The 24,261-nt window shown below is 65.6% G+C and carries 12 protein-coding genes; 7 read left to right on the top strand and 5 right to left on the bottom strand.

The genetic code is table 11. The annotated features are described in order from the left end of the window. Window positions 1-182 precede the first annotated feature (182 nt). From LVJ94_43370 to LVJ94_43355, 4 genes are read left to right on the top strand one after another with little or no spacing between them, the layout of a single operon-like run. Window positions 183-2,366: a phosphopantetheine-binding protein gene (locus LVJ94_43370; GenBank protein WXB03734.1), complete on the top strand. Its 2,184-nt coding sequence runs from the start codon at window positions 183-185 to the stop codon at window positions 2,364-2,366. Next, entirely contained in the window at window positions 2,363-6,019 is a 3,657-nt protein-coding gene (locus LVJ94_43365; GenBank protein WXB03733.1) for an SDR family NAD(P)-dependent oxidoreductase, read from the top strand. The genes LVJ94_43370 and LVJ94_43365 overlap by 4 nt, the downstream gene beginning before the upstream one ends. Then, a complete protein-coding gene (locus LVJ94_43360) occupies window positions 6,016-14,784 on the top strand; it encodes an amino acid adenylation domain-containing protein (GenBank protein WXB03732.1) in 8,769 nt (2,922 codons plus the stop codon). Before LVJ94_43365 ends, LVJ94_43360 begins: the two co-directional genes overlap by 4 nt. Continuing rightward, window positions 14,781-15,536 (top strand): FAD-binding protein, encoded by a 756-nt coding sequence (locus tag LVJ94_43355; protein ID WXB03731.1) that lies wholly within the window; start codon window positions 14,781-14,783, stop codon window positions 15,534-15,536. Before LVJ94_43360 ends, LVJ94_43355 begins: the two co-directional genes overlap by 4 nt. On the opposite strand, the gene LVJ94_43350 is transcribed toward LVJ94_43355, so the two are convergent. Beyond that, window positions 15,502-15,834, bottom strand: coding sequence for an SMR family transporter (locus LVJ94_43350; protein ID WXB03730.1), 333 nt, complete (start codon window positions 15,832-15,834; stop codon window positions 15,502-15,504). The genes LVJ94_43355 and LVJ94_43350 overlap by 35 nt on opposite strands. Window positions 15,835-16,027: 193 nt before the next feature. Between LVJ94_43350 and LVJ94_43345 the strand changes: the two genes are divergently transcribed. Next, on the top strand, window positions 16,028-16,921 hold the full coding sequence (locus tag LVJ94_43345; GenBank protein WXB03729.1) for a methyltransferase domain-containing protein: 894 nt from the start codon (window positions 16,028-16,030) through the stop codon (window positions 16,919-16,921). 11 nt (window positions 16,922-16,932) lie between these two features. Here LVJ94_43345 and LVJ94_43340 read toward each other — a convergent pair whose 3' ends face one another. From LVJ94_43340 to LVJ94_43330, 3 genes are all read right to left on the bottom strand, one after another. Next, window positions 16,933-17,418, bottom strand: a complete 486-nt coding sequence (locus LVJ94_43340; GenBank protein WXB03728.1) for an SRPBCC family protein — start codon at window positions 17,416-17,418, stop codon at window positions 16,933-16,935. Next, window positions 17,415-17,774: a metalloregulator ArsR/SmtB family transcription factor gene (locus tag LVJ94_43335; GenBank protein WXB03727.1), complete on the bottom strand. Its 360-nt coding sequence runs from the start codon at window positions 17,772-17,774 to the stop codon at window positions 17,415-17,417. Before LVJ94_43335 ends, LVJ94_43340 begins: the two co-directional genes overlap by 4 nt. A gap of 110 nt (window positions 17,775-17,884) precedes the next feature. Continuing rightward, entirely contained in the window at window positions 17,885-18,811 is a 927-nt protein-coding gene (locus tag LVJ94_43330) for an AraC family transcriptional regulator (GenBank protein ID WXB03726.1), read from the bottom strand. 460 nt (window positions 18,812-19,271) lie between these two features. On the opposite strand from LVJ94_43330, the gene LVJ94_43325 reads away from it, so the two are divergent. Together LVJ94_43325 and LVJ94_43320 are read left to right on the top strand one after the other, a co-directional pair. After that, a complete protein-coding gene (locus LVJ94_43325; protein ID WXB03725.1) occupies window positions 19,272-21,482 on the top strand; it encodes an RICIN domain-containing protein in 2,211 nt (736 codons plus the stop codon). 53 nt (window positions 21,483-21,535) lie between these two features. After that, window positions 21,536-22,552, top strand: a complete 1,017-nt coding sequence (locus tag LVJ94_43320; protein WXB03724.1) for a 2-dehydropantoate 2-reductase — start codon at window positions 21,536-21,538, stop codon at window positions 22,550-22,552. On the opposite strand, the gene LVJ94_43315 is transcribed toward LVJ94_43320, so the two are convergent. Further along, complete coding sequence (locus LVJ94_43315) at window positions 22,549-24,153, bottom strand: hypothetical protein (GenBank protein ID WXB03723.1); 1,605 nt, start codon at window positions 24,151-24,153, stop codon at window positions 22,549-22,551. The two genes, LVJ94_43320 and LVJ94_43315, sit on opposite strands and share 4 nt — an antisense overlap. Window positions 24,154-24,261 lie beyond the last annotated feature (108 nt).

The following is a 24,261-nucleotide window of genomic DNA, read 5'->3' as shown; positions in this document are numbered from 1 at the left end:
AGCATTCGCCGTGCCACCGCAACACACCGTGGCAGCATGTCGTGGCCCTCAGATTGTGCGAACAGATTGTGCGGACAGCGCGAACAATGTCGCGATGGAATTGGTCTTTCACCGCGTCAGGTCGTGCCGGGTGTCTGGCATATCCGGTGCTCTTTCGGTCCTTGCTCACATGAGGATCGAATATGCCATTTAGCAATCGCCCGCCGGTGGCCATCGTCGGTATCGGACTTCGCCTTTCCGGCGCCGACTCGCCGAAGGCGCTCTGGGATCAATTGTGCCGCGGCATCGATTCGTCGGCCGAAATCCCCAACTCGCGCTGGGACATGGGCCAGCTTTACGATCCCACGCCGGATTCACCGGGCAAGATCCGCAGCCGTCGCGCCGCACTTCTCGACGATGTGCATATGGCGGACCCCAAGGCGTTTCGCCTCCCGAAGCGGGAGATGCGCCAAATGGATCCGCAGCATCGCTTGCTCCTCGAGGTGGCCTGGTTCGCGTTCGAAGACGCCGGCATTCCACTCGACGATTTGTGCGGCAGCCGGACGGGGGTTTTCGTCGGCGTCAACTTCAGTGATTTTCAGCGGCTGCTCACCCGCGACTGGTCGAACCTCGACGGGTACGCAGTTCTCGGCACGACGCCCTCGTTCGCAGCCAATCGCATCTCGTACGCGTTCGACCTTCGCGGCCCGAGCACGTGCGTGAGCGTGGGTTGCGCTTCGTCGACCTCCGCGTTGCACGAGGCCTGCCGCAGTTTGGCGCTCGGTGAAATCGATATGGCCATTGCGGGGGGCGTGGAGCTGATGCTCTCGCCGGACAGCAGCATCATGCTTTCCCAAGCGGGCGTGCTCTCGGCCAAAGGGCGGTGCCGGACGCTCGATGCGGAGGCCGATGGATACGTGCGCGGGGAGGGGGCGGGGATGGTGGTGCTCAAACGGCTTTCCGACGTCCACCCCAGCGACCGCGTCTACGCGGTGATTCGCGGCAGTGCGGTCAATCACAATGGTCACAACGACTGGATCATGGCGCCGAGTGCCGCGGCGCAAGAGGACGTGATCGCCCAGGCATGTGCGCATGGCGGCGTAGAGGCTGCGAGTCTCGACTACGTCGACTTGCACGGCTCGGCTTTTCTCAAGGGAGATGCGTTGGAGGCGGAAGCCATTGCACGCGCGCTAGGCGATCCGCGGCGGCGGCCACTTTGCCGGCTCGGCGCGGTAAGCAACAACGTCGGCTACCTGGGAGCGGCGGCCGGTGTCGCGCAACTCATCAAGGTTTCGCTAGCGCTCCACCATCGAACGTTGCCGCCGACGATTCACGTCGAGGTGCCCAACCCGCAGATCGCCTACGACGAGCTGGGGCTTTCGCTCCAGAGTCATTTGGAGTCATGGCCCTCGCGCGATCGGGACACGCCGCGTCGCGCGGGCGTGGTGTCCACGTCGCTCGGGGGGTCGAATGGTTTTCTCGTGCTCGAGGAGGCGCCGGATACCGCCGCACCGGCGTCGGATGAAGACCCGGGGTTCCTGCTGGCGCTGTCTGCGCACACGGGCGAGGCGCTCGAGCGGCACGTTGTCGCGTTTCGCGATTTTCTTCGCGATGGCCCTCGGGAGGCTAGGCGCGGCTCCCTCTCGGATGTTTGCCATACTGCCGCATTCAAGCGAAAGCACCACACGCACCGTGCGGCCTTCGTCGCGCGCGACGCGCAGGGACTCGTGGTGCAGCTCGAACGATTCGCCCGTGCGCCGGTACAGGGCACGTTTGCCGAGGATGGCTCGCCCGGGGAACTCGTGGCGGCTGCCGGCATCTACCTCACCGAGGCACGCGTCCCGCGCACCGCGATGTCGGGCGTTGGACGGCGCTGCGTTGGATTGCCGGTCTTTCCCTTCGTCCGTCAGCCTCTCTGGCCGTCGTGGTTGACGCCCGCCGAGGTAAGTCGCTCGCCGAGGGCATCACGCAAGGACAACGATGTCCCTGCCCTCGACATTCACGCCGTCCCCGCCCACCTGCGAGAGGACCGCATCGTTGGGTTCCTCCGCGAACAGATTGCCGACCTGTTGGAAATCGACGCCGTGCACGTCGACACGCGACGGAGCACGCTCTTTCAATTGGGGCTGACCTCCCTTGGCGCGCTCGAGCTCACGCACCGCGTTGCCCGCGCCTTCGGGATCGAGGTGGCCCCAACCCTCGCTTTCGAGTTCCCCAGGCTCGAGCTCTTGTCGGCATGGTTGCTGTCCCGGCTCGATCCGCCATCGAGCCCGGCGCCCGAGGACGAAGTGGCCCTTGCCCGGGAGATCGCCCAGCTCTCCGAGCAAGAAGTGCAACGTCGAATCGCGCAAAAGCTGAAAGAGATCAGCCTCGAGGTGGAGCCATGAGTGAGTTGACCGCACTTCAACAAGCCTTGCTTACGATCACGAAGCTGCAGAGCAAGCTCGCCGCCGCGACACGCGCTGCCGACGATGCGATCGCCATCCTCGGCGTCGGCTGCCGGCTGCCGGGAGGGGTGGACGGTCCTCATGGATTTCGCGAACTCCTCTGGGAAGGGCGCGAGGCACTGAGCGAGGTCCCCGCGGGACGAAGCGCATTGCACGGGCATCTGCCGCGCGGTGGCTTCATCGACGGTGTCGACCTGTTCGATGCCGACTTTTTCCACATCACGCGGCGCGAGGCGGAAGGGATCGATCCGCAGCAGCGCCTGTTCCTGGAGGTGAGCTGGGAGGCGTTGGAGCACGCCGGCATTTCCCCGCACCGCCTCGGCGGTACGCAAACGGGGGTCTTCGCAGGAGTCCACGCAAAGGACTACGCGCACCTCGGCACGTCCGATGCGGACAAGGTAGGCGCCCACTATTCCACGGGCGTCGACATGAGCTACGTGGCCGGGCGCCTCGCGTACTTCCTCGGGCTCGAAGGGCCGGCGATGGCCGTCGATACCGCGTGCTCGTCGTCACTCGTGGCGGTGCACCTCGCGTGTCAGAGCTTGCTCGCGGGCGAATCGAAGCTGGCGATAGCCGGTGGGGTCAAGCTCGTGCTGTCGCCCCATCTGAGCGTGTTCCTCGCCAAGGCGGGGGCATTGTCGCCGAATGGCCAGTGCAGGGCCTTCGACAGCGCCGCCGACGGCATGGTGCAGGGCGAAGGTTGCGGCGTGGTGATCCTCAAGCGCCTTCGCGACGCGGAGCGTGATGGGGATCGCGTCCTCGCGATCATCCGCGGATCGGCGGTGAACCACAATGGGGCGAGTGGTGGCCTCACGGTGCCGAGCCCGCGCGCGCAGGAGGCGCTCTATCGGCTCGCGCTCGCGCGTGCCGGCGTGGAGGCACGCGACATCGACTACCTGGAGGCCCATGGCACGGGCACCCGGCTCGGCGATCCGATCGAGCTCCAAGGCTTGTCCCGCGTGTACGGTGCTGCCCGCACACCGGCCGAACCCTTGTGGATCGGGTCGTCGAAGTCCAATGTCGGGCATGCCGAGTCAGCGGCGGGGGTCACCGGCCTGATCAAGGCCGTGCTGGTCCTGCAAACGGGCGAGATCCCGGCCGCCATCCACGTGAACGAGCCGACGCCGGTTTTCTCATGGCAGGGCTCGGGCATTGCCGTCGCGCGCGAGTGCATCGTTCTCCCGCGTACCGGGCGACCACAGCGCGCTGCCGTGAGCTCGTTCGGCATGAGCGGTGCCAACGCGCACGTCGTCCTCGAGGCGCACCACGCGGACGCGGACCTGCAGCCGACCGCGGTCGAGCCGCCGTTCCTCCTGGTTCTCTCGGCGCGCAATGAGGAGGCGTTGCGCCAACTCGCCGCGCGCTACGCGCGCACGTTCGGCGGGGAACCAGATGACGCGCGCCTCTACGATCTTTGCTTCACCGCGGCGCTCGGCCGCGCCCACCACGACGAGCGGCTGGCCATCGTCGCCAGCACGGCGCAGGCGTTTTCTTCGCTGCTTGGTGCCGCCGCCCAGGGGCTCGAGATGCCGGGCACCTTCCGCGGTCGCGTCGACGCCGAGCCCGTGCCAGTCGAGGAGTCTCAGGACGCCCCGAAGGGCGAGGGGCGACTCGGGCTTTTGATGCGCCTGGGCGGGCGTTATGCCGTGGGCTCTCCCGTCCGCTTCGAAGATATCTACCCCGGTGGACGAACCGCGACGCTGCCCACCTACCCTTGGCAGCGTGAGCGCTACTGGTGGGATGGCGCGGAGACGCAGCCTGAGGCCGCGAGGGACGACGCGGCGCTGCGCGGGCTCTTCTTCGACCTCGAGTGGAAAGAAATCGGGTCACTCGAGGCTGGCGGCTCGCCATGCGAAAATTGGCTCGTCGTGGCCGATCGGCCCGAGGAGGTCGATGGGCTCGTGAACGCCTTGTTGGCCGCCGGTGGTACGGCGCTCGTGGCGCCGCTCGCGGGCGCGAACCCGGAGGTGATCGTCCGTTGGCTTCGCGAGCTTTCCCCGACGGCGTCGTCGCAGGTGGGAATCATCGTCTGGTCGTGTGGCGATGCTCCCGACACGTTGGACGAACTTCGCACCAAAGTGCACGGCGAATCCGCGGCGGTGGCGTCGCTCGTGCAATCCATTGCGTCCGTTGCATCGGTTGCGAAAGCGGCGGCTCCGTCGCTCTACGTGGTCACACGCGGAGCGCAAACGGTGACCGGTCGCGAGCCCGCCGTTGCGATCGCCGCAGCGCCCCTCTGGGGTCTCGGGCGCGTCCTCGCGTACGAGCACCCCGAGCTCCGGTGCACGCGCATCGATCTGGATCCCGCTTCGGCCGCAACCCCCGAAGGTGACGTACTCTCGGTGATCCGTGCACGTGCGATGCGCGAAGACGAAGTGGCCTTTCGCGACGGGCGCTGCTTTGCGCCGTCCCTCGTGCGTGGCAACCGGGAAAGCGCCCCGGGCCGGCAGGTTCGTCTCCGCGCCGACCGTACGTACCTGGTAACCGGAGGCTTCGGCGGTATCGGCCTTCGTCTCGCCGCGTGGCTCGTCGCGCAGGGTGCGCGTCATCTCGCCCTTCTCGCGCGCAAGGAACCGACGGCCGTGGCGCAGGACGAGCTGGCTCGCCTGAGGGCCGGGGGCGCCCGGATCGAGACCTTCCAGGTCGACGTCCGTAGCTCGGAATCGCTTGCCGGTGCGCTGCGCGTCATCCGAGAAACCCTCCCGCCCCTCGGCGGCGTCTTTCACGCCGCGGGCGTGCTCGACGATGGTTCGCTGCTCCGGCTCGAACCGAGCCACTTCGCCCGTGTGATGGCGCCCAAGGTGGAGGGCACGTGGAACCTCCACACGCTCATCACGGAGCCTTCGATCGACTTCTTCGTTCTGTTCTCGTCGACCGCCGCGATGATCGGCGCCCCCGGACAAGGCAATTACGCTGCTGCCAACGCCTTTCTCGATGCCATGGCACGGTTCCGGCGCCACCGGGGCCAAACGGCGCTCAGCATCCAATGGGGAAGTTGGGGCGAGGTAGGAATGGCTGCATCGGACGCTCGGCGCGGAGAACGCCTCGCCGATCGCGGCATGCTTCCCATGTCCGTCGACGATGCGCTCGCCGCCATGGAGTTAGCGCTTCTCGATGGCACCGATCACCTGGCGGCCCGCGGCGTGGCTGCGCTGGATCCGGAGGCCTGGTGCCGCAGCCATCCTACCGTGGCCACATCGTCCCTGTTTCGTCGGCTGCTCGGCGAACGAGCCCACATGCCGAACCAAGTGCCCGCTCGCATGCGCGATCAATTGCTCGCCGTCGCGAGCCCCGAGCGCCAGCGCCTCCTCGAGACGCACTTGAAGAGCATGGTCAGCGACGTGTGCGGCGTGGCCCCCGCGCGCCTTTCCGTGACCGCGCCCTTCGTCACGCTGGGCATCGATTCGGTCATGTCGCTCGAACTGCGTGATCTGGTGACGCAGCAGCTCGAGGTGAACCTGCCGCTCATGAGCTTCGTCGATGAGAGCACCATCGCGGGGCTGGCGAACGAACTTCTCCAGCACCTGGCTGCCGCCAGCGTGCTTGCAACGGCCCCGAAGGCCCGCAACGAGTCGAAGAGGATCCGGATATGAACGTTGGTGAATTGCTCCAAGTCTTGGCCGAGCAGGGCATCACCTTATGGCCCGATGGCGATGATCTGGCCGTCGAGGCGCCGTCGGGCGAGATCCCCCCCGACCTCCACGAGCAACTCGTCGCGCACAAACCCGCGCTCCTCGGGTTGCTGCGCGAGCAGGCCACCCCGCGCGCCGCCCCGCTGCCGCAGATCGTGCATCGACCGGAGGAGCGCTACGAGCCCTTCCCGATGACCGAGATTCAGCAGGCTTACTACGTCGGCCGCAACGCCGAGTTCGAGCTTAGCGCGGCCATGCACGCGTACAACGAGATCGACTGCCGCGAGCTCGACGTCCCGCGCTTCGAAGAAGCGTGGAACCTGCTGGTCCAACGACACGAGATGCTGCGTGCCGTGGCCCTCCCGGGCTTCGAGCAGCGGATCCTTCCATCGGTACCCCGTTACCGAATCCCCATCGAGGACCTTCGCGGCAGCGATGGCGAGGCGGTGGAGGCAAGGCTCCGCACGGTACGCGACCGACTTTCCCATCAGGTTTTCAGTCTCGAAGCATGGCCCACGTTCGAGCTCCGCGTGTGCCTTCTCGACGCAGGGCGCGCGCGCCTCTTCATGAGCATCGATGGGACGTTCATCGATGGATACAGTTTTCAGATCCTTTACCGCGAGCTCGTGCACTTCTACAAGCAGCCGAACACGAGCCTGGAACCGGCGCAGTTCGGAATGTCGTTCCGCGACTATGCGCTCGCCGTGAACGGCCTTCGCGGCGGCGTGAATTACCAGAGGTCCCTCGCTTATTGGCGCGAGCGATTGACAACGTTGCCGCCCGCACCGGATCTCCCGCTCGAGCGCGATCCGAGCACGCTGCCGCGCCCACGCTTCCAGCGTTGGTTCGATCGCATCGAGGTCGACGTGTGGCAGCGGCTGAAGACGCGCGCCCGCGCCCACGGCCTGACCGAGCCCGAGCTTTTGCTCGCCGCCTACGCCGAGATCCTCGCTCGCTGGAGCAAGAGCCCGCGTTTCACCATCAACGTACCCCATTTCAATCGCCTTCCGCTGCACCCGCAGATCACCGACGTCGTCGGCACCTTCGCGAGCTTCACCTTGGTCGAGGTGGACCATCGAACGGATCGCAGCTTCGTGGCGCGGGCCCGGGCCATCCGGGAGCAGCTCCTGCTTGCACTCGAGCACCGCGAGATCAGCGGGGTGGAGCTCCTTCGCGAGCTGTTCAAGGCGCAAGGGAGGATCGCCGGCGCGATCATGCCCGTCGTGCTCACGAGCTTTGCGTCCCATGCAGGGGCCGGCGATTCGCACTGGGTCGATTTCCTGGCGCGCGAGTTCGGCGAGTTGACCTTCGCGCTGACGCAGACTCCTCAGGTCTGGATCGATCACCAGATCGTCTACCAGCGCGATTGCGTCTTTCTCAACTGGGACGTCGTCGCCGAGCTCTTTCCACCCGGCATGGTCGACGACATGTTCGGAAGTTACGTCGCGCTCTTGCGCCGCCTCGCCGACGACGACGGCGTATGGGACGAGACGTCCGTCGACACGATGCCTCCGAGGCAGCGCGCACTCCTCGCGGAGATCAACGGCGTCGAAGTCCCGCCGAGCGGTGATCTGCTTCACTCCGCGTTCTTCCGGCATGCCGCCACGTGCCCCGAGGCGCGCGCGCTGGCCTCGCGCCACGTTTCGCTGACCTACGGCGAGCTGGCGCGCCGTGCGAACCGTCTGGCGCACGCACTGCGCGCGCATGGTGCGGCGTCGGGCGGCGTGGTCGCCATCGTGATGGAGAAAGGCTGGGAACAGGTCGTCGCCGCCGTGGGCGTTCTTGCCTCGGGCGCGGCGTACTTGCCGATCGATGCGGCGCTTCCGGACGAGCGCCGTCTCTACATGATGGAGAATGGCCACGCGAAGCTGGTGGTGACCCAGCCGAAGTTCGCGGACCGATTGCAGCCGCCGGGTGCCCAGGTGCTTGTGGTGACGCCGGATGCCTTCGGTGGCCAGAGCGATCTCCCCGTGCCGCCCGCGGCGCGGCCCATGGATCTCGCGCACATCCTCTACACGTCGGGATCGACGGGGGTGCCGAATGGCGCGATGTTGAGCCATCAGGGCATGGTCAACGCCATCGAGTGGACCAATCGCCGTTTTGGCATCGGCGCCGACGATCGCGTCATCGCCCTGAGCGCGCTGCACCACGACTTCTCCGTGTACGACATCTTCGGCACCTTGAGCGCCGGCGGAACGATCGTGATGCCCGACGCGAACGCGCGGCGGGATCCTTCGCATTGGGCGGAGCTCATGAACCGCGAGGGGGTCACGGTGTGGAGCACGGTGCCCGCGATGATGGAGATGCTCCTGACGCACCTCGAGGGAGGTGGCGGACGGATCGCATGCCCGCTTCGCCTCGCGATGTTCGGCGGTGACTGGGTGCCCGTCACCATGCCGGCGCGCGTTCGCGCCCAGTTCCGCGATGTCACGGTCGTCAGCGTCGGCGGTCCCACGGAGACGTCGTTGTGGAACGTCGCGCACCCCATCACGTTGGACGATGAAAAGCGCCGCAGCATTCCCTATGGAAAGCCCATCGCGAACACGAAGTACTACGTCCTGGACGAGCAACTCGAGGAGCGTCCCGTCTGGGTGCCGGGCGAACTATGTTGCGCGGGCATCGGTGTGGCCCATGGCTACGTGGGGGCAGGGGCGGGCTCGGCGAAGTTCACGACCCATCCGCGAACCGGAGAACGGATCTACCGCACCGGCGATCTCGGGCGTTACCTGCCCGACGGTACCATCGAGTTCCTCGGGCGGGTCGATTTCCAACTCTCGATCCGCGGGCAGCGCATCGAGCCGGGTGAGATCGAGGCCGCGCTGCTGCAGGAGTCGAGCGTGCGTGCGGCCGTGGTGAGCGCCGTCGGAGAGCACCACGACAAGAGGCTCGTCGCCTACGTCGTGCCTGCCGAGGCGCGCGCCGGGATCGATACCGCGCGGCTGCGCGAGTTGCTCGGGCGCAAGCTGCCCGAGCACATGGTCCCGGCGATCTTCCGCGTTCTCGAGGCGCTGCCGCTGACGGCGAACGCCAAGGTCGACCGGCGCGCGCTCCCGAGCCTCGAGCTCGAGGCACCGGTACGGACGGCGGCTCCTGCGGACAGCCGGTCCATCGAGGCGCAGGTGACCGAGGTCGTCGAGTCGGTGCTTGGCCTGTCGCACGTCCACCCCGAGCGAAACTTCTTCGAGCTCGGGGCGAACTCCATCCACCTGGTGCAACTGCACGTCAAACTCGGCGACGCACTGGGCATCAAGGTTCCCATCGTCGAGCTGTTCGGCAATCCCACGGTGCGCTTTCTCGCGCGGCACGTTGCCGAGAGAAAGGGACCGCGCCCCGAAGGGAAGCCACGCCAAGACGTCCACGCGGCTCTCCCTGCGGACGACCGCGACGTGGCCGTCATCGGAATGAGCTGCCGGATGCCCGGCGCGCCCAACATCGCGCAGTTCTGGCAGAACCTCGTCCAGGGGGTCGAATCGATTTCGACCTTCACCGACGAGGAATTGCTCGCGGCGGGGGTGAACCCGTCGTCGTTCTCGGATCCCAACTACGTGCGCGCCTCCGCCGTATTGGATGGCTACGACGAGTTCGACGCCGGCTTCTTCTCCCTGACCGACAGGGAAGCGCGGCGGCTGGATCCCCAGCAGCGGCTCTTTCTGGAGTGCGCATGGGAAGCGCTGGAGAGTGCGGGATACCGCTCCGAAGACTGCGGCGCCAGCACGGGCGTCTATGCCGGTAAGAGCGTGAGCCACTACCGGTACCCGTACCCCGATCTGACGAAGCCCATCGAGTTCTTTCAGGACCTCGTGTCGCAGGACAAAGACTTTTTAGCGACCCAGGTTTCCTACAAGCTCGATCTGCGGGGCCCGAGCGTCAACGTGCACACGGCGTGCTCCACGTCGCTCGTCGCCATCGTGCAAGCCTGCGAGGCGTTGCTCCAGGGAAGCTGCGAGATGGCGTTGGCCGGAGGTGTCGCCCTCAAGGTTCCGCATCGGGTCGGCTACCGTTACGAAGAGGGCAGCGTGTTCTCGAAGGACGGACATTGCCGCCCATTCGACGAGAGCGCGAGCGGTACGGTGCCTGGAAGCGGCGTCGGCGTGGTCGTCCTGAAGCGACTGGCGCGCGCACAGGCCGACGGTGACCGCGTCCTCGCGGTGATCAAGGGCGGCGCGATCAACAACGACGGCCACCGCAAGGTCGGATTCATGGCGCCCGGGATCGATGGTCAGGCGGACGTGATCGCGGCCGCGCACCGCCGATCGGGCGTGGAAGCAGGCTCGATCTCGTACATCGAGGCGCACGGTACGGGCACGGCGATCGGCGATCCCATCGAAGCGGCCGCCCTCGCCCGCGTCTTCTCGGGCTCCGCCGCGCCGCGCGCGTGCGCGATTGGCTCGGTCAAGAGCAACATCGGCCACCTCGACAGCGCCGCGGGCATCGCGTCGGTGATCAAAGTGGTGCTCGCGCTGCAGCATCGCACCCTGCCGCCATCGCTGCACTTCGAGGCGTTGAATCCCGAAATCGACTTCGCGGAAAGCCCTTTCTACGTGGTGAGCGCGGCGCAACCATGGACGACGAGCACGGACGTGCCACGCCGTGCGGGTGTCAGCTCCTTCGGCATCGGCGGCACGAACGCGCACCTCGTCCTCGAGGAAGCACCCGAGCGCGTGGTTCACGACGCCATGCACGTGGATCGATCCCGGCACGTGCTGGCGCTGTCGGCACGAAGCGATGCAGCCCTGCGGCAGCTCGCCGAGCGCTATCGGGCACTGCTCGAGGTCGAGGGCACGTCGTTTCCCGATGTCTGCTTTTCAGCCAATACGGGTCGCACGCTGTTCGAGCACCGCCTCGCCCTCGTTGCCGCCGACCCGCGCGAAGCCGCGGACATTCTCGCGGCGGCGGAGCGCGGCGAGGGACACGTGGCCTTGGCGCGCTCCGAGATGGGGCCGAAGCGTCCCCCGAAGGTGGCCTTTCTCTTCTCCGGCCAGGGCTCCAGGCTCGTTGGTGCCGCGCGCGAGCTCTACGAGACGCAGCACACGTTCCGCGGGCGCATCGACCGCTTCGACGAACTTCTTCGCCCCCATTGGGACCGGTCCCTCGTCTCCGTGCTTTACCCCGATGGCGATGACGGCGGGTTTCTCGATCGACTCGACTACGCCCAGCCGGCACTCTTTGCGCTGGAGTACGCGCTGGCCGAGCTCTGGATGTCCTGGGGCATCGTACCCGATGCCTTGGTCGGGCACAGCACCGGCGAGCTGGCGGCCGCCTGCATCGCGGGCGTGTTCAGCGTCGAGGACGGCTTGAAGCTCGCTGCTCATCGGGGTCGCCTCATCCACCAGCTCGCGCCGCCCGGCAGCAACATCGCCGTGTTTGCCCCCGAGGCGGAGCTGCGGCGGATCGCCGACGAGGGCGGATGGGAAATCTTCGTCGCGTCGATCAATGGCCCGGACAACCACGTTTTGTCGGGTCGCCCTGCCGACATCGACGCCTACGTGCGAGCCCTCGCCGAGCGAGGGCTCAAGCCGCGGCGGCTGAACATCCCGCGTGCGGCCCATTCCGCGTTGATGGATCCGGTACTGCCGGAGCTCTTGGCCGTGGCCTCGAGCATGACCTTTGCGCGCCCATCGCTCCCGATCCTCTCGAGCATGACCGGCCAAGTCATCACCGACGAAATTGCCACGCCGGAATACTGGTGCCGGCAGGTGCGCAGGACGGTGCGCTTCGGCGATTGTGTCTCCGGCTTGTACGAGAACGGCTTCCAGGTCTTCGTCGAAGTCGGCCCCGACGCCACCCTGCTTGGCATGGCCGCGCGCTGCATGCCGGAGAATCACGGCATCTTCGTACCGAGCGCCCGGCCCGAGGCCGGCGGCTGGTCGCAAATGGCGGAAAGTCTGGCGCAGTTGTTCGTGCGCGGTGTGCCGGTGGATTGGGTGGCGTTCGACGCGGACTATTCGCGCACGAAGGTCCCACTTCCGACGTATCCGTTCCAGCGGCAACGCTATTGGGAGGAGAACGCCGGACTGCAGCGAGCTGGCGATATCGCCGCGCGCCGGCGCGAGCACCCGTTGCTCGGGCGGCAGGTGGAGCTTTCGATCCTCGCGCCCGGGGAAATCGTTTTCGAGGCGACGCTCGGCTCGAACGAGCCGCCCTTCGTCGCGCAGCACCGCCTTTTCGACGTGCCCACGCTTCCGGCCACGGCGTTCGTCGAGATGGCCTTGGCCGCTGGGGCACGCGTTCTCGGTACGAAGGCGCTCGTCCTTCGCGATCTGACCCTGCTCGAGGCCATGGCCTTCCCGGGCGACGCAACGCGCACCGTGCAATGCGCCGTCTCGCGTCCGGCGGCGGGTGACGTGAAGGTTCGCGTGTTCAGCCGCGCCACCGGCGAAGGTGAGTGGACCTTGCATGCGACCGCCTCCGTCGGGGAAGCCCCGGAGGCCATCGTGGCAGGGCCCGATGTCGCGACCATCGCCTCACGCATGACCAAGGCGATCGCGTCCGCCGATTACTACGCGCGGGCGGAGGAGTGCGGTGTCGGATTCGGTCCTTCGTTCCGAGGGATCGCCGAATTGCTCCACGACGGGGACGAGGTTCTCGGTCGCATCGAACGGCCCGCCTCCCTCGAGGTGAACGAGCACTACGTCGCGCACCCCGCCTTGCTCGACACCTTTCTCCAGGTCGTTGGTGCCGCCTACCCCAATGCCGGGCTGGCCGATCTCTACGTGCCGGTTCGCATCGAGAGCTTCGCCTCGTGGGGCGCCCTCGATGGCGGCGGATGGAGCCACGCCACGGTCCGTCCCGTGGACCCTTCGAGAAAGCTCTTACGCGCCGACGTGGACATCTTCGGGGCGGACGGCGTCCTGCGCGCAAGCGTGAACGGACTCGAGCTCCAGCGCACCGACCCCGGCGCCTTGAACGCGGGGCCTTCGTTCGACGACTGGCTCTACGAGCGCGCGTGGGAGCCGCTCGCGCTCACCGCTCCGTTGGCACACACCGAGGGCGCGTGCGTCGTCGTCGCCGACCGGCGCGGGATGGGCGAGCGGCTTGCGCGTGCGTTGGAAACAGCGGGCCGCCCGTGCCACCTGGTGACCTGGGAGGGGCTCCGTGCGCTCGACCTACCCAGCAGCATCTCGGACGTGGTGTACCTGCGCGGGCTCGACGATGGCGGACCCCTCGACGCGGAAGGCTTGTACCAAGCGACCGCGGTTGGTACGGGGGATGCGCTGCGACTCATTCAGTACTTGCTCGGGCGCGGCTACTCCGGCGGCTTGTGGCTCGTGACGCGCGGCGCGCAGTCCGTGGGGCCCGACGCTGCGCCGCTCGATGGCATCGCCCAGGCACCGCTGTGGGGCATGGCGAGGGCACTCACCCTCGAGCTGTCCGAGATCGACTGCCGATGCATCGACCTCGATCCGAAGGACACCGAGAAGGGACAGATCACCTCCCTGGTGAACGAAGTCCTCGGCCGCGTCGCCTCGGCCGACGATCAAGTCGCGTTCCGTGGCGATCGCTTCGTCGCCCGATTGCGCAGGGCGCGAGTGCACCGCCTTCCCTCCGTGGAGATCGTTCGGTCCGATCGGAGCTACCTCATTGCCGGAGGACTGGGCCGGCTTGGGCTCCTCACCGCGGGCCTGCTCGCGCTTCGTGGTGCGCGCCAGCTCGTCTTGGTCGGCCGAAGTTCACCTGGCCCGCGCGCGTCCGAGCGCCTCGACGTCCTGCGCGCACTCGGCGTTCGGATCGACCATCACGCCATCGACATCGCCGACCGTGAGCCGCTCGAAGCGCTCCTTCGGTCCATGGTCCGCGACCACGCGCCGCTCGGGGGCGTGTTCCACACGGCCGGCGTCATCGACGACGGCGTGTTGCGCCAGCAAAGCTGGGAGCGATTCGACACGGTCTTGCGCGCCAAGGTGCGGGGCGCGTGGAACCTGCACCTTGCGACGCGCGGGCTGGCGCTCGATCACTTCGTCATGTTCTCGTCGGTGGCCTCTCTTCTCGGCTCTGCGGGGCAGGCGAACCACTGCGCGGGGGCAGCCTTCCTCGACGCGTTGGCCCACCACCGCCACGCCATGGGCCTTCCCGCCACGAGCATCAACTGGGGCGTGTGGGCCGGCACCGCAGGCGCGCGCGTCGAGGTGACGGAGCAGGCGCGCACCCGCGGATTCGGCGCCATCCCGCAGCAGCAAGGGCTGCGAGCGCTCGAGTTTCTTCTGGCGACCCGCGCGGTGCAGATTGGCGTGGCACCCATCGATTGGCGCGCCTTCGGCGGGGACCGGCCCGCGCCCTACATCGCGGATCTCACGCCCACGAAATCGGTCGACGAAGCACCGGTGCGGGGCACGTTCCTCTCCAAGCTCGAGGTGTCGGCCCCGCCGCAGCGCAAACCGATGCTCCTCGACTACGTTCGCGAGCACGTCGCTTGGATGCGCGGCCTGGCTTCTCCGGACGCCGTGGATCCTCGACAGGAGTTCACCGAGATGGGGATCGACTCGCTCGCCTCGCTGCAGCTCAAGAACCGGCTGCAATCAGGGCTTGGGATCGCCCTGCCCGCGACGCTCGTCTTCAACTACCCAACCCTGGAAAAGCTCTCCGATCGACTCATGACGCATTTCATCCCGCTGGACTTCGAATGGGCGACCGACGCTCCACCCTCGGAGGTCCCGGTCGAGTCCGGGGACGCGGACGAGATGGCGGCACGTTTGATCGAGCAACTCGCCTTCATGGAGGAGACATGATCGCCTACGCGACCGGCGTCGTACGACTCGTTGCACGGCATGCCCGGACGGCGTGGTCGGGATGGCGACACCGCGGCGAAATCGGAAATCGTGGTTACGGCGCCGAGTCGATTTCGGAAGCGGCATTCGAGCCTCACGACGTCGACGACGTTCCCATGGGCGATTCCCCGCTGGTCCCGCGACGGAGCATTTCAGGTGACTATGCCGTCGAACCGACGGACCTTCGAGCCCTTCGTTTGGCGGTCGCATGGGCAAATCTGCATCGTATTCCCATTCGAATCCACGAATGTGGTCTCTCCACGAACGGCACCTCGAGTCCGCCGACCGGCGAGCTGCACATCTCGATGGCCTCGTGCCGCCACTATCGCTTCGAGGAAAAAGGCACCATCACCGTAGGGGCCGGCGTCGACATCGAGGAACTGCGCGCCACCGTCGCATCGCACGGCTTCGACGTGCGGGAGACCGTCAAGGACGTGGTGATGGTCTCGGGCGACGGGCGCGTCCAACGGCTTGCCGGCAGCGAGGAATTCCGTAGGCCCTCCGGCTCGATGGGACGCTTGGGAATTGCCTACGAGCTCAAACTGCGGATCCGGCGGAATTCACGCGTCGCCCCGCGCACCTATCCGCTGGGCGTATCGGGTGTCGTCGCCGCGCGAAGCCACGCGAGCGAACCGCGCGAGGCGGATTGGATCGGGGCCGCCAAGCGTCTCGTCGCCATCAGTGCCCGGCATTTCGCGAAAAGAGCTGAATGACGAGCACTCCTGCAACGATGAGAAGCATGCCCATGATGGCGGGCAAGTCGGGCTTTTGCCGGTACAGCATGGCGGCGATGAGGGTCACGAGCGTGATTCCCACCCCGCTCCAAATGGCATAGGCGACTCCGACGGGGATGGATTGCAGCGTTTTGGACAAGAAGTAAAACGCGCCCCCATAGCCAAACAGAACGAGGAGCGAAGGTCCAACTTGCTTGAACTCGCCCGAAGCCTTCAAGGCCGACGTTGCGACCACCTCGCACGCAATCGCAAGCCCCAGATACACGTATCCTGTCATGATGTGGCGCGGTCTAGCACGTGGCGAGCCGTCGAAATCGAACCCTTGGCGCCCTTGGAAATGGGCGGAGCCCGCCCTCGATGATTCAAATTGTATGAACGAACCGTATGCACGAATTGAAGCCCACGCGCCGACCGCGCCGGATTCGGAGTGCACGTTTCGGTTGGCATGTCCACTGCTTCAAAGAGCATGTATGAGCAAGGAACGCACATTCGAAGGCCGAACGCATGCTGTCGATGCCGTTGCCAAACATTACGATCTCACCACCGATGCCACCCATCTCGTGATGGGTGACCACATGCACTTTGGCTTGTTTGCCAACCAGGATGATTCGCTGGCCAAGGCTACCGTCGGCATGGTCGATTTCGCCGTTGCCGGCTGTGGGTTGGGCAAACACTCGCATGTCCTCGATGTGGGGTGCGGGTCGGGCAGCGCCGCCATCTACCTGCACGAGAAGTTCGGTTGTCGGGTCACCGGGATTTCCACCAGCGCGCGGGGAATCGAGCTTGCCCGAAAAAACGCGGTCGGACGGGGCGACGCCTTCGAATTCGTGGTGGCCGACGCCCTCCGCACGGGCCTTCCCGCGGAGTCGTGTGACATGGTCTTCATCATGGAAACGGCGTGCCACGTTCGCGACCTGCTGGCGCTCATGCGGGAGTCACTACGGGTGCTCAAGCCCGGCGGCAGGTTGGTGATCACCGATCCCGTGGCGCGAAAGGACCTCGCCGGCCACATCGCATTCATGCTCATGAACGGCCCGCGCCTGGTCCCGATGAAGTTTGCCTGGGGGCCGGGCATTCACATGCGCAATCCCGGGACGTACGCTATGCATTGCCATCAAGCCGGCTTTCGGACGGTGGAGCTCATCGATTTGTCCGAGCACGTCAAACCATCGATGGACCGCTGGGAGCAACGTGCGCTCGAAGTCCGAGATGCGCTCATGAAGACGAGCGAGGGCAGGTCCACGTTCCGCAAATTCACCACCGGAAGCGAGCATTTGCGCTTCGTGTTCGAGCAAGGATTCTTCGGTCACATGCTCCTGCGCGCGCGCAAGCACCAAAGCCCTCGAGCCATCCCTGCCCTTTGATCGCCCGGATACTAGACGCGTAACGTCCTCGCGTGGGCCATGAGTTGGTCGGTGGCGGTGCCCCAGCCATCGAAGAAGCCCATGGTCTCGTGTTTGTCGCGGTACTCCTTGTCGCTATGCATCACGTGGGCGACGTACTTGGTGCCCGCCCCATGCGGCTCGAGGAGGATCGCGGCGGTGAAGCGAAAGCCGAGATGGGCCGTGTGCCGGGAGGGGCGGAATCCCGCTTCGAGGGCGTCGGTCCACACCAACCTTCGATTCGGGACAATATCCAAATAGCAGCCGAAGTTCGGATGTTTCTCACCCTCGGGGGAACTCATCACGGTGCGGAAAAGGCCGCCGGGACGCAGATCGATTTCACACTCGATGGTGGTCCAGGGGGCGGGGGTGAACCACTTTTTGACGTGCTCGGGCTGCGTCCAGGCCATCCACACCAACTCGGGCGGTACATCGACCATTCGCTCCAGAACCAGGTCCAACGTGGTGTCGATCGTCATCGCTTTTCCTTCTTTCGTTTGGCATCCATGAGGGGCTTCAATTCTTCGAGGTACCGATCGAGCTGATTGAGGCGGCGCTCCCACAGCTTGCGCTGGTCCACCATCCACCCTTCGGCGGCCTGAAGTGGCTCGGGCGAGAGCTCGTAGGTCCGGATTCTGCCGCTTTTCTGCGAGCGCACCAAGCCGCAGCCTTCGAGCACCTTGAGGTGCTGAAGAAAGGATGGCAGCGCCATTTCGAAGGGCGCGGCCAGCTCACTCACGGCGGCGCCCCCGCCGCTCAGCCGTTGAAGAACCGCCCGCCGTGTCGGATCGGCCAGGGCGTGAAACACGCGATCGAGCTCGATGGTTTGGCTCATGGCTAGGTCTCGTTCACGCGGCGCCAGAGCCAAGCGCTGTTCCGCAATGGTTAGGCATGAACCTAACTATGCGGTGGGATGATACTTAGGTCAATGCCTAGGTGTTAAGTTCAAGCCACGGGCAGGTAAAGATCGGTGATGAGCTCGTGCGGCGCCGCGTTCGTCGGGTTGTTGCGGTACACCTCGTACGTCGGCCCGTCGCCCACGCGGTGGCCGCTTTGCGGGAGCCAGCCGCCCATCAAGCGGTTCCACGCATCGCCCAATTCCGTGTAGGGCCCGACGTGCGTCGCATGGGCATAGCGCCCCGCAGGGATGGTCATCTCGACGGTGCCATCGGGCACGCGCACGCCCGCGGTGACGGTGAGACCGGCGTCGGATTGAAGGTTCTCGGGTGCCGTCGTTTCCGGGTCGTCGTGGTAGATGGCGAGCATCTTCGGGGGCGGCCCCTGAAAGAGACCGGCCGGCCCCGCGAGCGCGCCGAGGCGCGCGAACGCTTCGGAAATGCGGTGGTACGGGCCGACATGGCGGACGGTGGCAAGGCGGAATTCGGGCATTTCTTCGATGGTGACGTTCATGATGGCTTCTCCTATGAGGAATCGAACGAGGGATGGCGTCGGGGCTTCGTGACGGAAGTGGACTCCGGACCGTGCGGCGAGCTCGATCTGCTGCGGGCGCTCGCATCCCGCACGGACGCCGGCTGCGTTCAACCGAAACGCCGAGGGCGGATTGCCATAGGCCTGCCGAAACGCGCGCGTGAACGCCTCGTGCGTTTCGTAGCCGGCCTCGAACGCGATCGTCGTGATGGCCGTGTCGCGTTCGAGCAGCTGCCATGCGGCACGCTCGAGTCGCAGGCGGCGGTGCATCTCGAGCGGTGTCTCGCCCACCATGCCGCGAAAGATGCGGTGAAAATGAAACGGTGACAGCGCCGCCCCCCGTGCGAGCGCCGCCAAATCGAGCGCTTCGTCCAGGGTTTCGGCGATGCGGAGCACGGTTCGCTCCACCGCGGCTTGGTAGAAAGATCGGGTCTCTGTCTTCACGTTCTTCACGGAGAAGAGCCTACGACGGCCCCCGGCCCACCGCTTGACCGTCCTTGCGATTCTCGAGGGACGGCGGAGCGGTGCACGAAGACCATTCGTGATTGCTATTTCGATATTGGATAATTGCTTTTTCTTTGCTGGCGATCGGCGTCCTCGCGTCGACGAATGCCACGGTGAGCGGCAACCCCGAGCCGGGCGAGCCGCCGTGATCCATGCCGCACACATTGAATGCGGAACGCATCGGCTGTCGCAACCACGCCAGCCCGCGGATTTCCCGTTCCGGCATGTGGGCGCTCTCTCAAATTGCGCTTTGCGTCAATGGCGGGTGGGACAAGATGACTCATCCTGTTCACCCCGCCGTTGACCTTTGCGGCGATTTGAATAAGGTTACGCGTCATCATTAATTCGTTAGGAAATATTCCTAATGAACGCGCACCTTTGCGCCCCTGAGGAGGCCCCCATGAATGCTGGACTCGTGAAATCCAGGCGTCGCCCCCGAATTCGCACCGTAGGCGTGACCTCACTCACCATGGCCGCCACCGCGGTGACGTTGGGAACTTCCCATCCGGCCAGTGCGGACGACGTCTCCTCCGGGTCGTCGTACACCGTCACGAATGTCAACAATGGCAAGTGTGTCGACGCGCGAAGCGCCGGCACGGCCAATGGCACGGCGGTGCAACAGTATTCCTGCAACAGTACACTTTCGCAGTCGTGGCTATTTCAGGCCACGAGCGGCGGCTATTTCCAGGTAGGCAGCGGAAACAGCACCGCGCAAGCATGGGACGTGACCGATGTCTCCACGGCCGATGGTGCGCCCATTCAATTGTGGACGTACAGCAACGGAAACAACCAGCAATGGCAGCCGGTCAAAGAGTCCAGCGGCGCCTACCACTTCGTCAACCGCAATAGCGGCAAGTGCCTCGACGTGCCGGGAGCGTCCACCGCCGACAGCGTGCAATTGCAGCAAGCGACCTGCAATGGCTCCGGCGCGCAGGCCTTCAACCTGACCAAGGTCGGGGGCCCGGCACCGGGGCAGCCGGATTTCGGTCCCAACGTGGTGATCTTCGACCCGTCGATGTCCGCGTCGACGATTCAGAGCCGCCTCAATTCGATTTTCAGTCAGCAGGAGCAGGCCCAATTTGGCTCGGGGCGCTACGCCGTCGTCTTCAAGCCGGGCACGTACAATGTCGATGTCAACGTCGGCTTTTACACGCAGGTTCTCGGGTTGGGCCTTTCGCCCGACAATGTGACCATCAATGGGGCGGTGCACGTCGAGGCGGACTGGTTCCCCCCGCAGAACGCGACGCACAATTTCTGGCGCGCCGCGGAAAACCTGTCCGTGACGCCCAACGGGGGCGCCGACCGGTGGGCTGTCTCCCAAGCCGCACCGTACCGCCGCATGCACGTGCGGGGCGATCTGGTGCTCGACGACGGCGGGTGGGCGAGCGGAGGCTTCATCGCCGATTCGAAGATCGACGGCCAGGTGCGCTCCGGCTCGCAGCAGCAGTGGCTTTCGCGCAATGCGACCTGGGGAAGCTGGAACGGCTCCAATTGGAACATGGTGTTCGTTGGCGTCGTCAATGCGCCTTCCGGGCAATACCCCAATCCGCCGTTCACCGTGGTGGGGCAAACGCCCGTGGTTCGCGAGAAGCCGTTTCTCTACGTGGATTCGGCGGGCGCGTACAACGTATTCGTCCCGAGCCTGCGCAACAATTCGCAGGGCATCACCTGGGGAAGCGGCACGCCGGCGGGCGCCTCCATTCCGTTGAGCCAATTCTACATTGCGAAGCCGGGTGTTTCCGCGGCCACGATCAACAGCGCGATGGCTGAGGGCAAACACGTGCTGTTTACCCCGGGCATTTACCACTTGAGTGACACGATTCGCGTCAACCGCGCCGACACCGTCGTTCTCGGCCTCGGCCTCGCCACCCTGGTTCCGGACAACGGAATCATGGCCATCAGCGTGGCCGACGTGGACGGCGTGAAGATCGCGGGACTCCTCCTCGACGCCGCCCCGACCAATTCGCCCTTGCTCATGCAAGTCGGCCCCTCGACGAACAGCGTGAGCCACGCCTCGAACCCGACCTCGCTGCACGATGTGTTCGTCCGCATCGGTGGCGGTGGCGTGGGTCGGGCCACCACGAGCCTGGTGATCAACAGCAACAACGTGATTGCCGATCACCTCTGGCTCTGGCGCGCCGATCACACGGACGGAGTCGGCTGGGACACGAACACCGCGGACACGGGGCTCATCGTCAATGGTAACAATGTGACGACGTATGGCCTCTTCGTCGAGCACTACAAGAAGTACCAGACCATCTGGAACGGCAACGGCGGCCGGACGTACTTCTACCAAAACGAGATGCCCTACGATCCGCCGAACCAATCCGCCTGGATGAACGGCTCGACCCGGGGCTATGCCGCCTACAAAGTGGCCAATTCCGTGACGTCGCACGAAGCGTGGGGCCTGGGCAGCTATTGCTTCTTCAACACCAACCCGAGCGTCGTCGCAGATCGGGCCTTCGAGGTGCCGGATACCTCCGGTGTGCGCTTCCACAACATGGTGACCGTGTCGCTCGGCGGAAAAGGGACGATCAACCGCATCATCAACAACACCGGCAACGCGGCCAACGCCAGCAACAACAAACAAAACTGGGTGAATTACCCGTGATCTGAGAGATCTCTGGACTCGAAGCCTTTCTCGGGGAAGGCTTCGGGTTCGACATGTCGAAGGAAATCTGCGTCTTCGGAGCAGGAAGCATCGGTTGCTACGTGGGGGGGCGCTTGCGCGCGGCGGGGGGCTCGGTGAGCTTCATCGGCCGCGAGCGGCTCGGTAGGGAACTTCGAGAGCACGGGCTGCACCTCACGGACTACCTGGGCGCCGACATGAAGGTGCCCGCGGCGGGGGTGCGCTTCGACACGGACGTGTCCCGCCCCTTGCAGGCGGATCTCGTGCTGGTGACCGTGAAGTCCAGCGGCACGGAGGATGCGGCGCGCGCGCTGGACGCGGCGCTGGACAAGCCGACCGTGATCGTCAGCTTCCAGAACGGCGTGGGCAATGCCGACGTGCTTCGCCGCCATCTGCCCTCGCACACGGTGCTCGCGGGCATGGTGCTCTTCAACACGGTGAACTCCGGCAAGGGGCACTTTCATCAGGGCTCGCAGGGCTCACTCGACGTGGAGAAGCATGCTGCGCTCGCGCCCTTCGAAGGGCTGTTCGAGCGCGCCGGGCTGCCGTTGCATCAACAGGCAGCCATGCGCTCGGTGCAATGGGCGAAGCTGCTTCTCAATCTGAACAACGCCATCAATGCACTGTCCGATTTGCCACTGAAAGAGCAACTCTCGCAGCGAGCGTATCGCCGCTGCGTCGCGCTGGCGCAGCTCGAAGGGCTACGTGTCCTGCGCGCCGCGGGCATTCAGCCAGCGCAAGTGACGTCGTTGCCGCCGCAATGGATTCCGCGCGTATTGCGCACCCCGGATTGGCTTTTTCGCCGCCTCGCGCAAAAGATGATTGCCATCGATCCGCACGCGCGCTCGTCGATGTGGGAGGACCTGAACGTGGGCCGCGCGACCGAGGTCGATTGGATCAATGGAGAACTGGTGCGCCTCGCCACGTCCGTCGGCGAGCGCGCCCCCGTGAACGAGCGGTTGACCGCGCTCGTCCACGAAGCCGAAAACGGCAACCGGCGTCGGTGGTCGGGCGAGTCCCTCCTGGCGGAACTCGCCCCGACCCGTTCCTAAGGAATCACGTGATCCGAAGCGGCGAGGCTCGCGGAAACCATGTGAACGGTGAGCGACCGCTTCGTTTTGTCACCGGTGATCCACGCCGCGCCGCCGCCGTAGGCAAAGGCATCGTCGCCGCGTGGGAGGTGATGCTGCGACACCTTGGTGGCCGCCGCGCGGATGGTTCCATCGCCGTCGATGCGCAGGGCGTAGGTGCCGTTGTACGTGGACTTGTCCCCGCTCAGCGCCCACTCTTCGTAGAGCACGATGAATTCGCCGTTTCCAATGGGGACGAGTTTCGGGCGCTCGGCGTGGGTCTTTCCGGGGGCACTCGTGTGGTAATCCGTCAGATAGCGAAGGCGATTGGTCGCATTCTCGCCACCGGAGTTCACCGCCGACTCTTCGCCGAAGGTCGCGTCGACGGCGCTGGCCTCACCGCCTTTTGCGAGATCCGGCGTCAAGCGCACGAGGGCCAGATCGCGCGAGCCGGACACGAGGCTGCCCGTGTCCGCCGTGCGCTCGGTGGCGAGCAGACCGAGAAAGCTTCCCTTGCCCGCGCCGGCGTCGATGCGGACCAGATTGCCGAGCCGCGTGAACGTGTTGTTCTGTCCCTGAGCTCCCTTCGGACGAAAAGCCATTTGCAGACTCCCCGATTTCGAATCGCGAATACGCCCGATGGCGGTGGCTCGCGGGTAGGCATCCCCTAGGTGGAATTCGTAAATGTCATTCCCGTCGACCAGGTGGCGCTGATCGAACGAGTGGCTCACCCAGATGCTCGACGTTCCGCGGACCGCGCCCGTACTCGCATCGAAGAAGGTCGACGCTGCCTTTTGGTGGCGTGTGCCGGCTCCGTCGGGCTCCGTGGAAATACCGTGTACGAGTGCGAGCGTGTTGCCCGCGACGGACAGCCGCGAACTCGACGCCCGGCCCGGTGTCACGATGGGCTCCGACGCCTTGTTCGCGGATTCTCGTGCAATGTCGATATCGACGTCGAATAGAGTTTTCCCCTCTGAATCGAAATGAAGCGCACGCAGAACATTCGAACGATGCTGCTTCGGGGCAGGGAAGGACGTGGTAACGTCCGGATCCTTGGATCCAGTTGCGTAATAGTAACTTCCGTCCGCACCGCGCGCGAACCCCAGCAAATTGCCGAGTGACCGCACTTTGTAGGCACGCGTGACGCGCCACGTGCCCGCAGCATCGGGCTCCACACGAACAACGGCGATTTCACGCGCCGGCGTCTCATTGGTGTTGCGCACGGCCACGTCCACGTACGAGGCGCCGGCGGCGGGGACGAGCTCCGGCAATTTGCCATATTGCGCATCCCATCCACTCGGCCCGACGAGGTCGTCGCGATCGGCATCGAACGGCGTCACGCCCAACTCCGCAAACGTGCTCACCGCGGGTTTCGGCTGCACCGGCGGCACGGTGGTCCCACCGTCCGTCGTCTCGCCGGGCCACCCGCTTCCTGCATCGGGTTTGCCATTGCCATTTCCGTCGGGGTTGCCCTGGGGGTCCTTCGTCGACCCGTTGTCGGGAGAATCCGATGATGAACTGCATCCGACGGCGGCAACGGCCAGCACCGCGGCCAAGTGTAAAAATCTCGTTTCGTAACCCACGCGACCTCCAGGCATCCTTGGGAGATTATTTCGTTGGTGTTTCGGGTGGGTCGCTAAAGCACAGTCGGTGCCATCGTGGCGTCGCAGGCATTCGCGAGATATGCCTCG

It is taken from the genome of Sorangiineae bacterium MSr11367, assembly GCA_037157805.1.
GTDB lineage: Bacteria > Myxococcota_A > Polyangia > Polyangiales > Polyangiaceae > Pendulispora > Pendulispora rubella.
The sequence above is the reverse complement of the archived record's forward strand: the minus strand, read 5'-3'. Positions and strand labels throughout refer to the sequence as shown.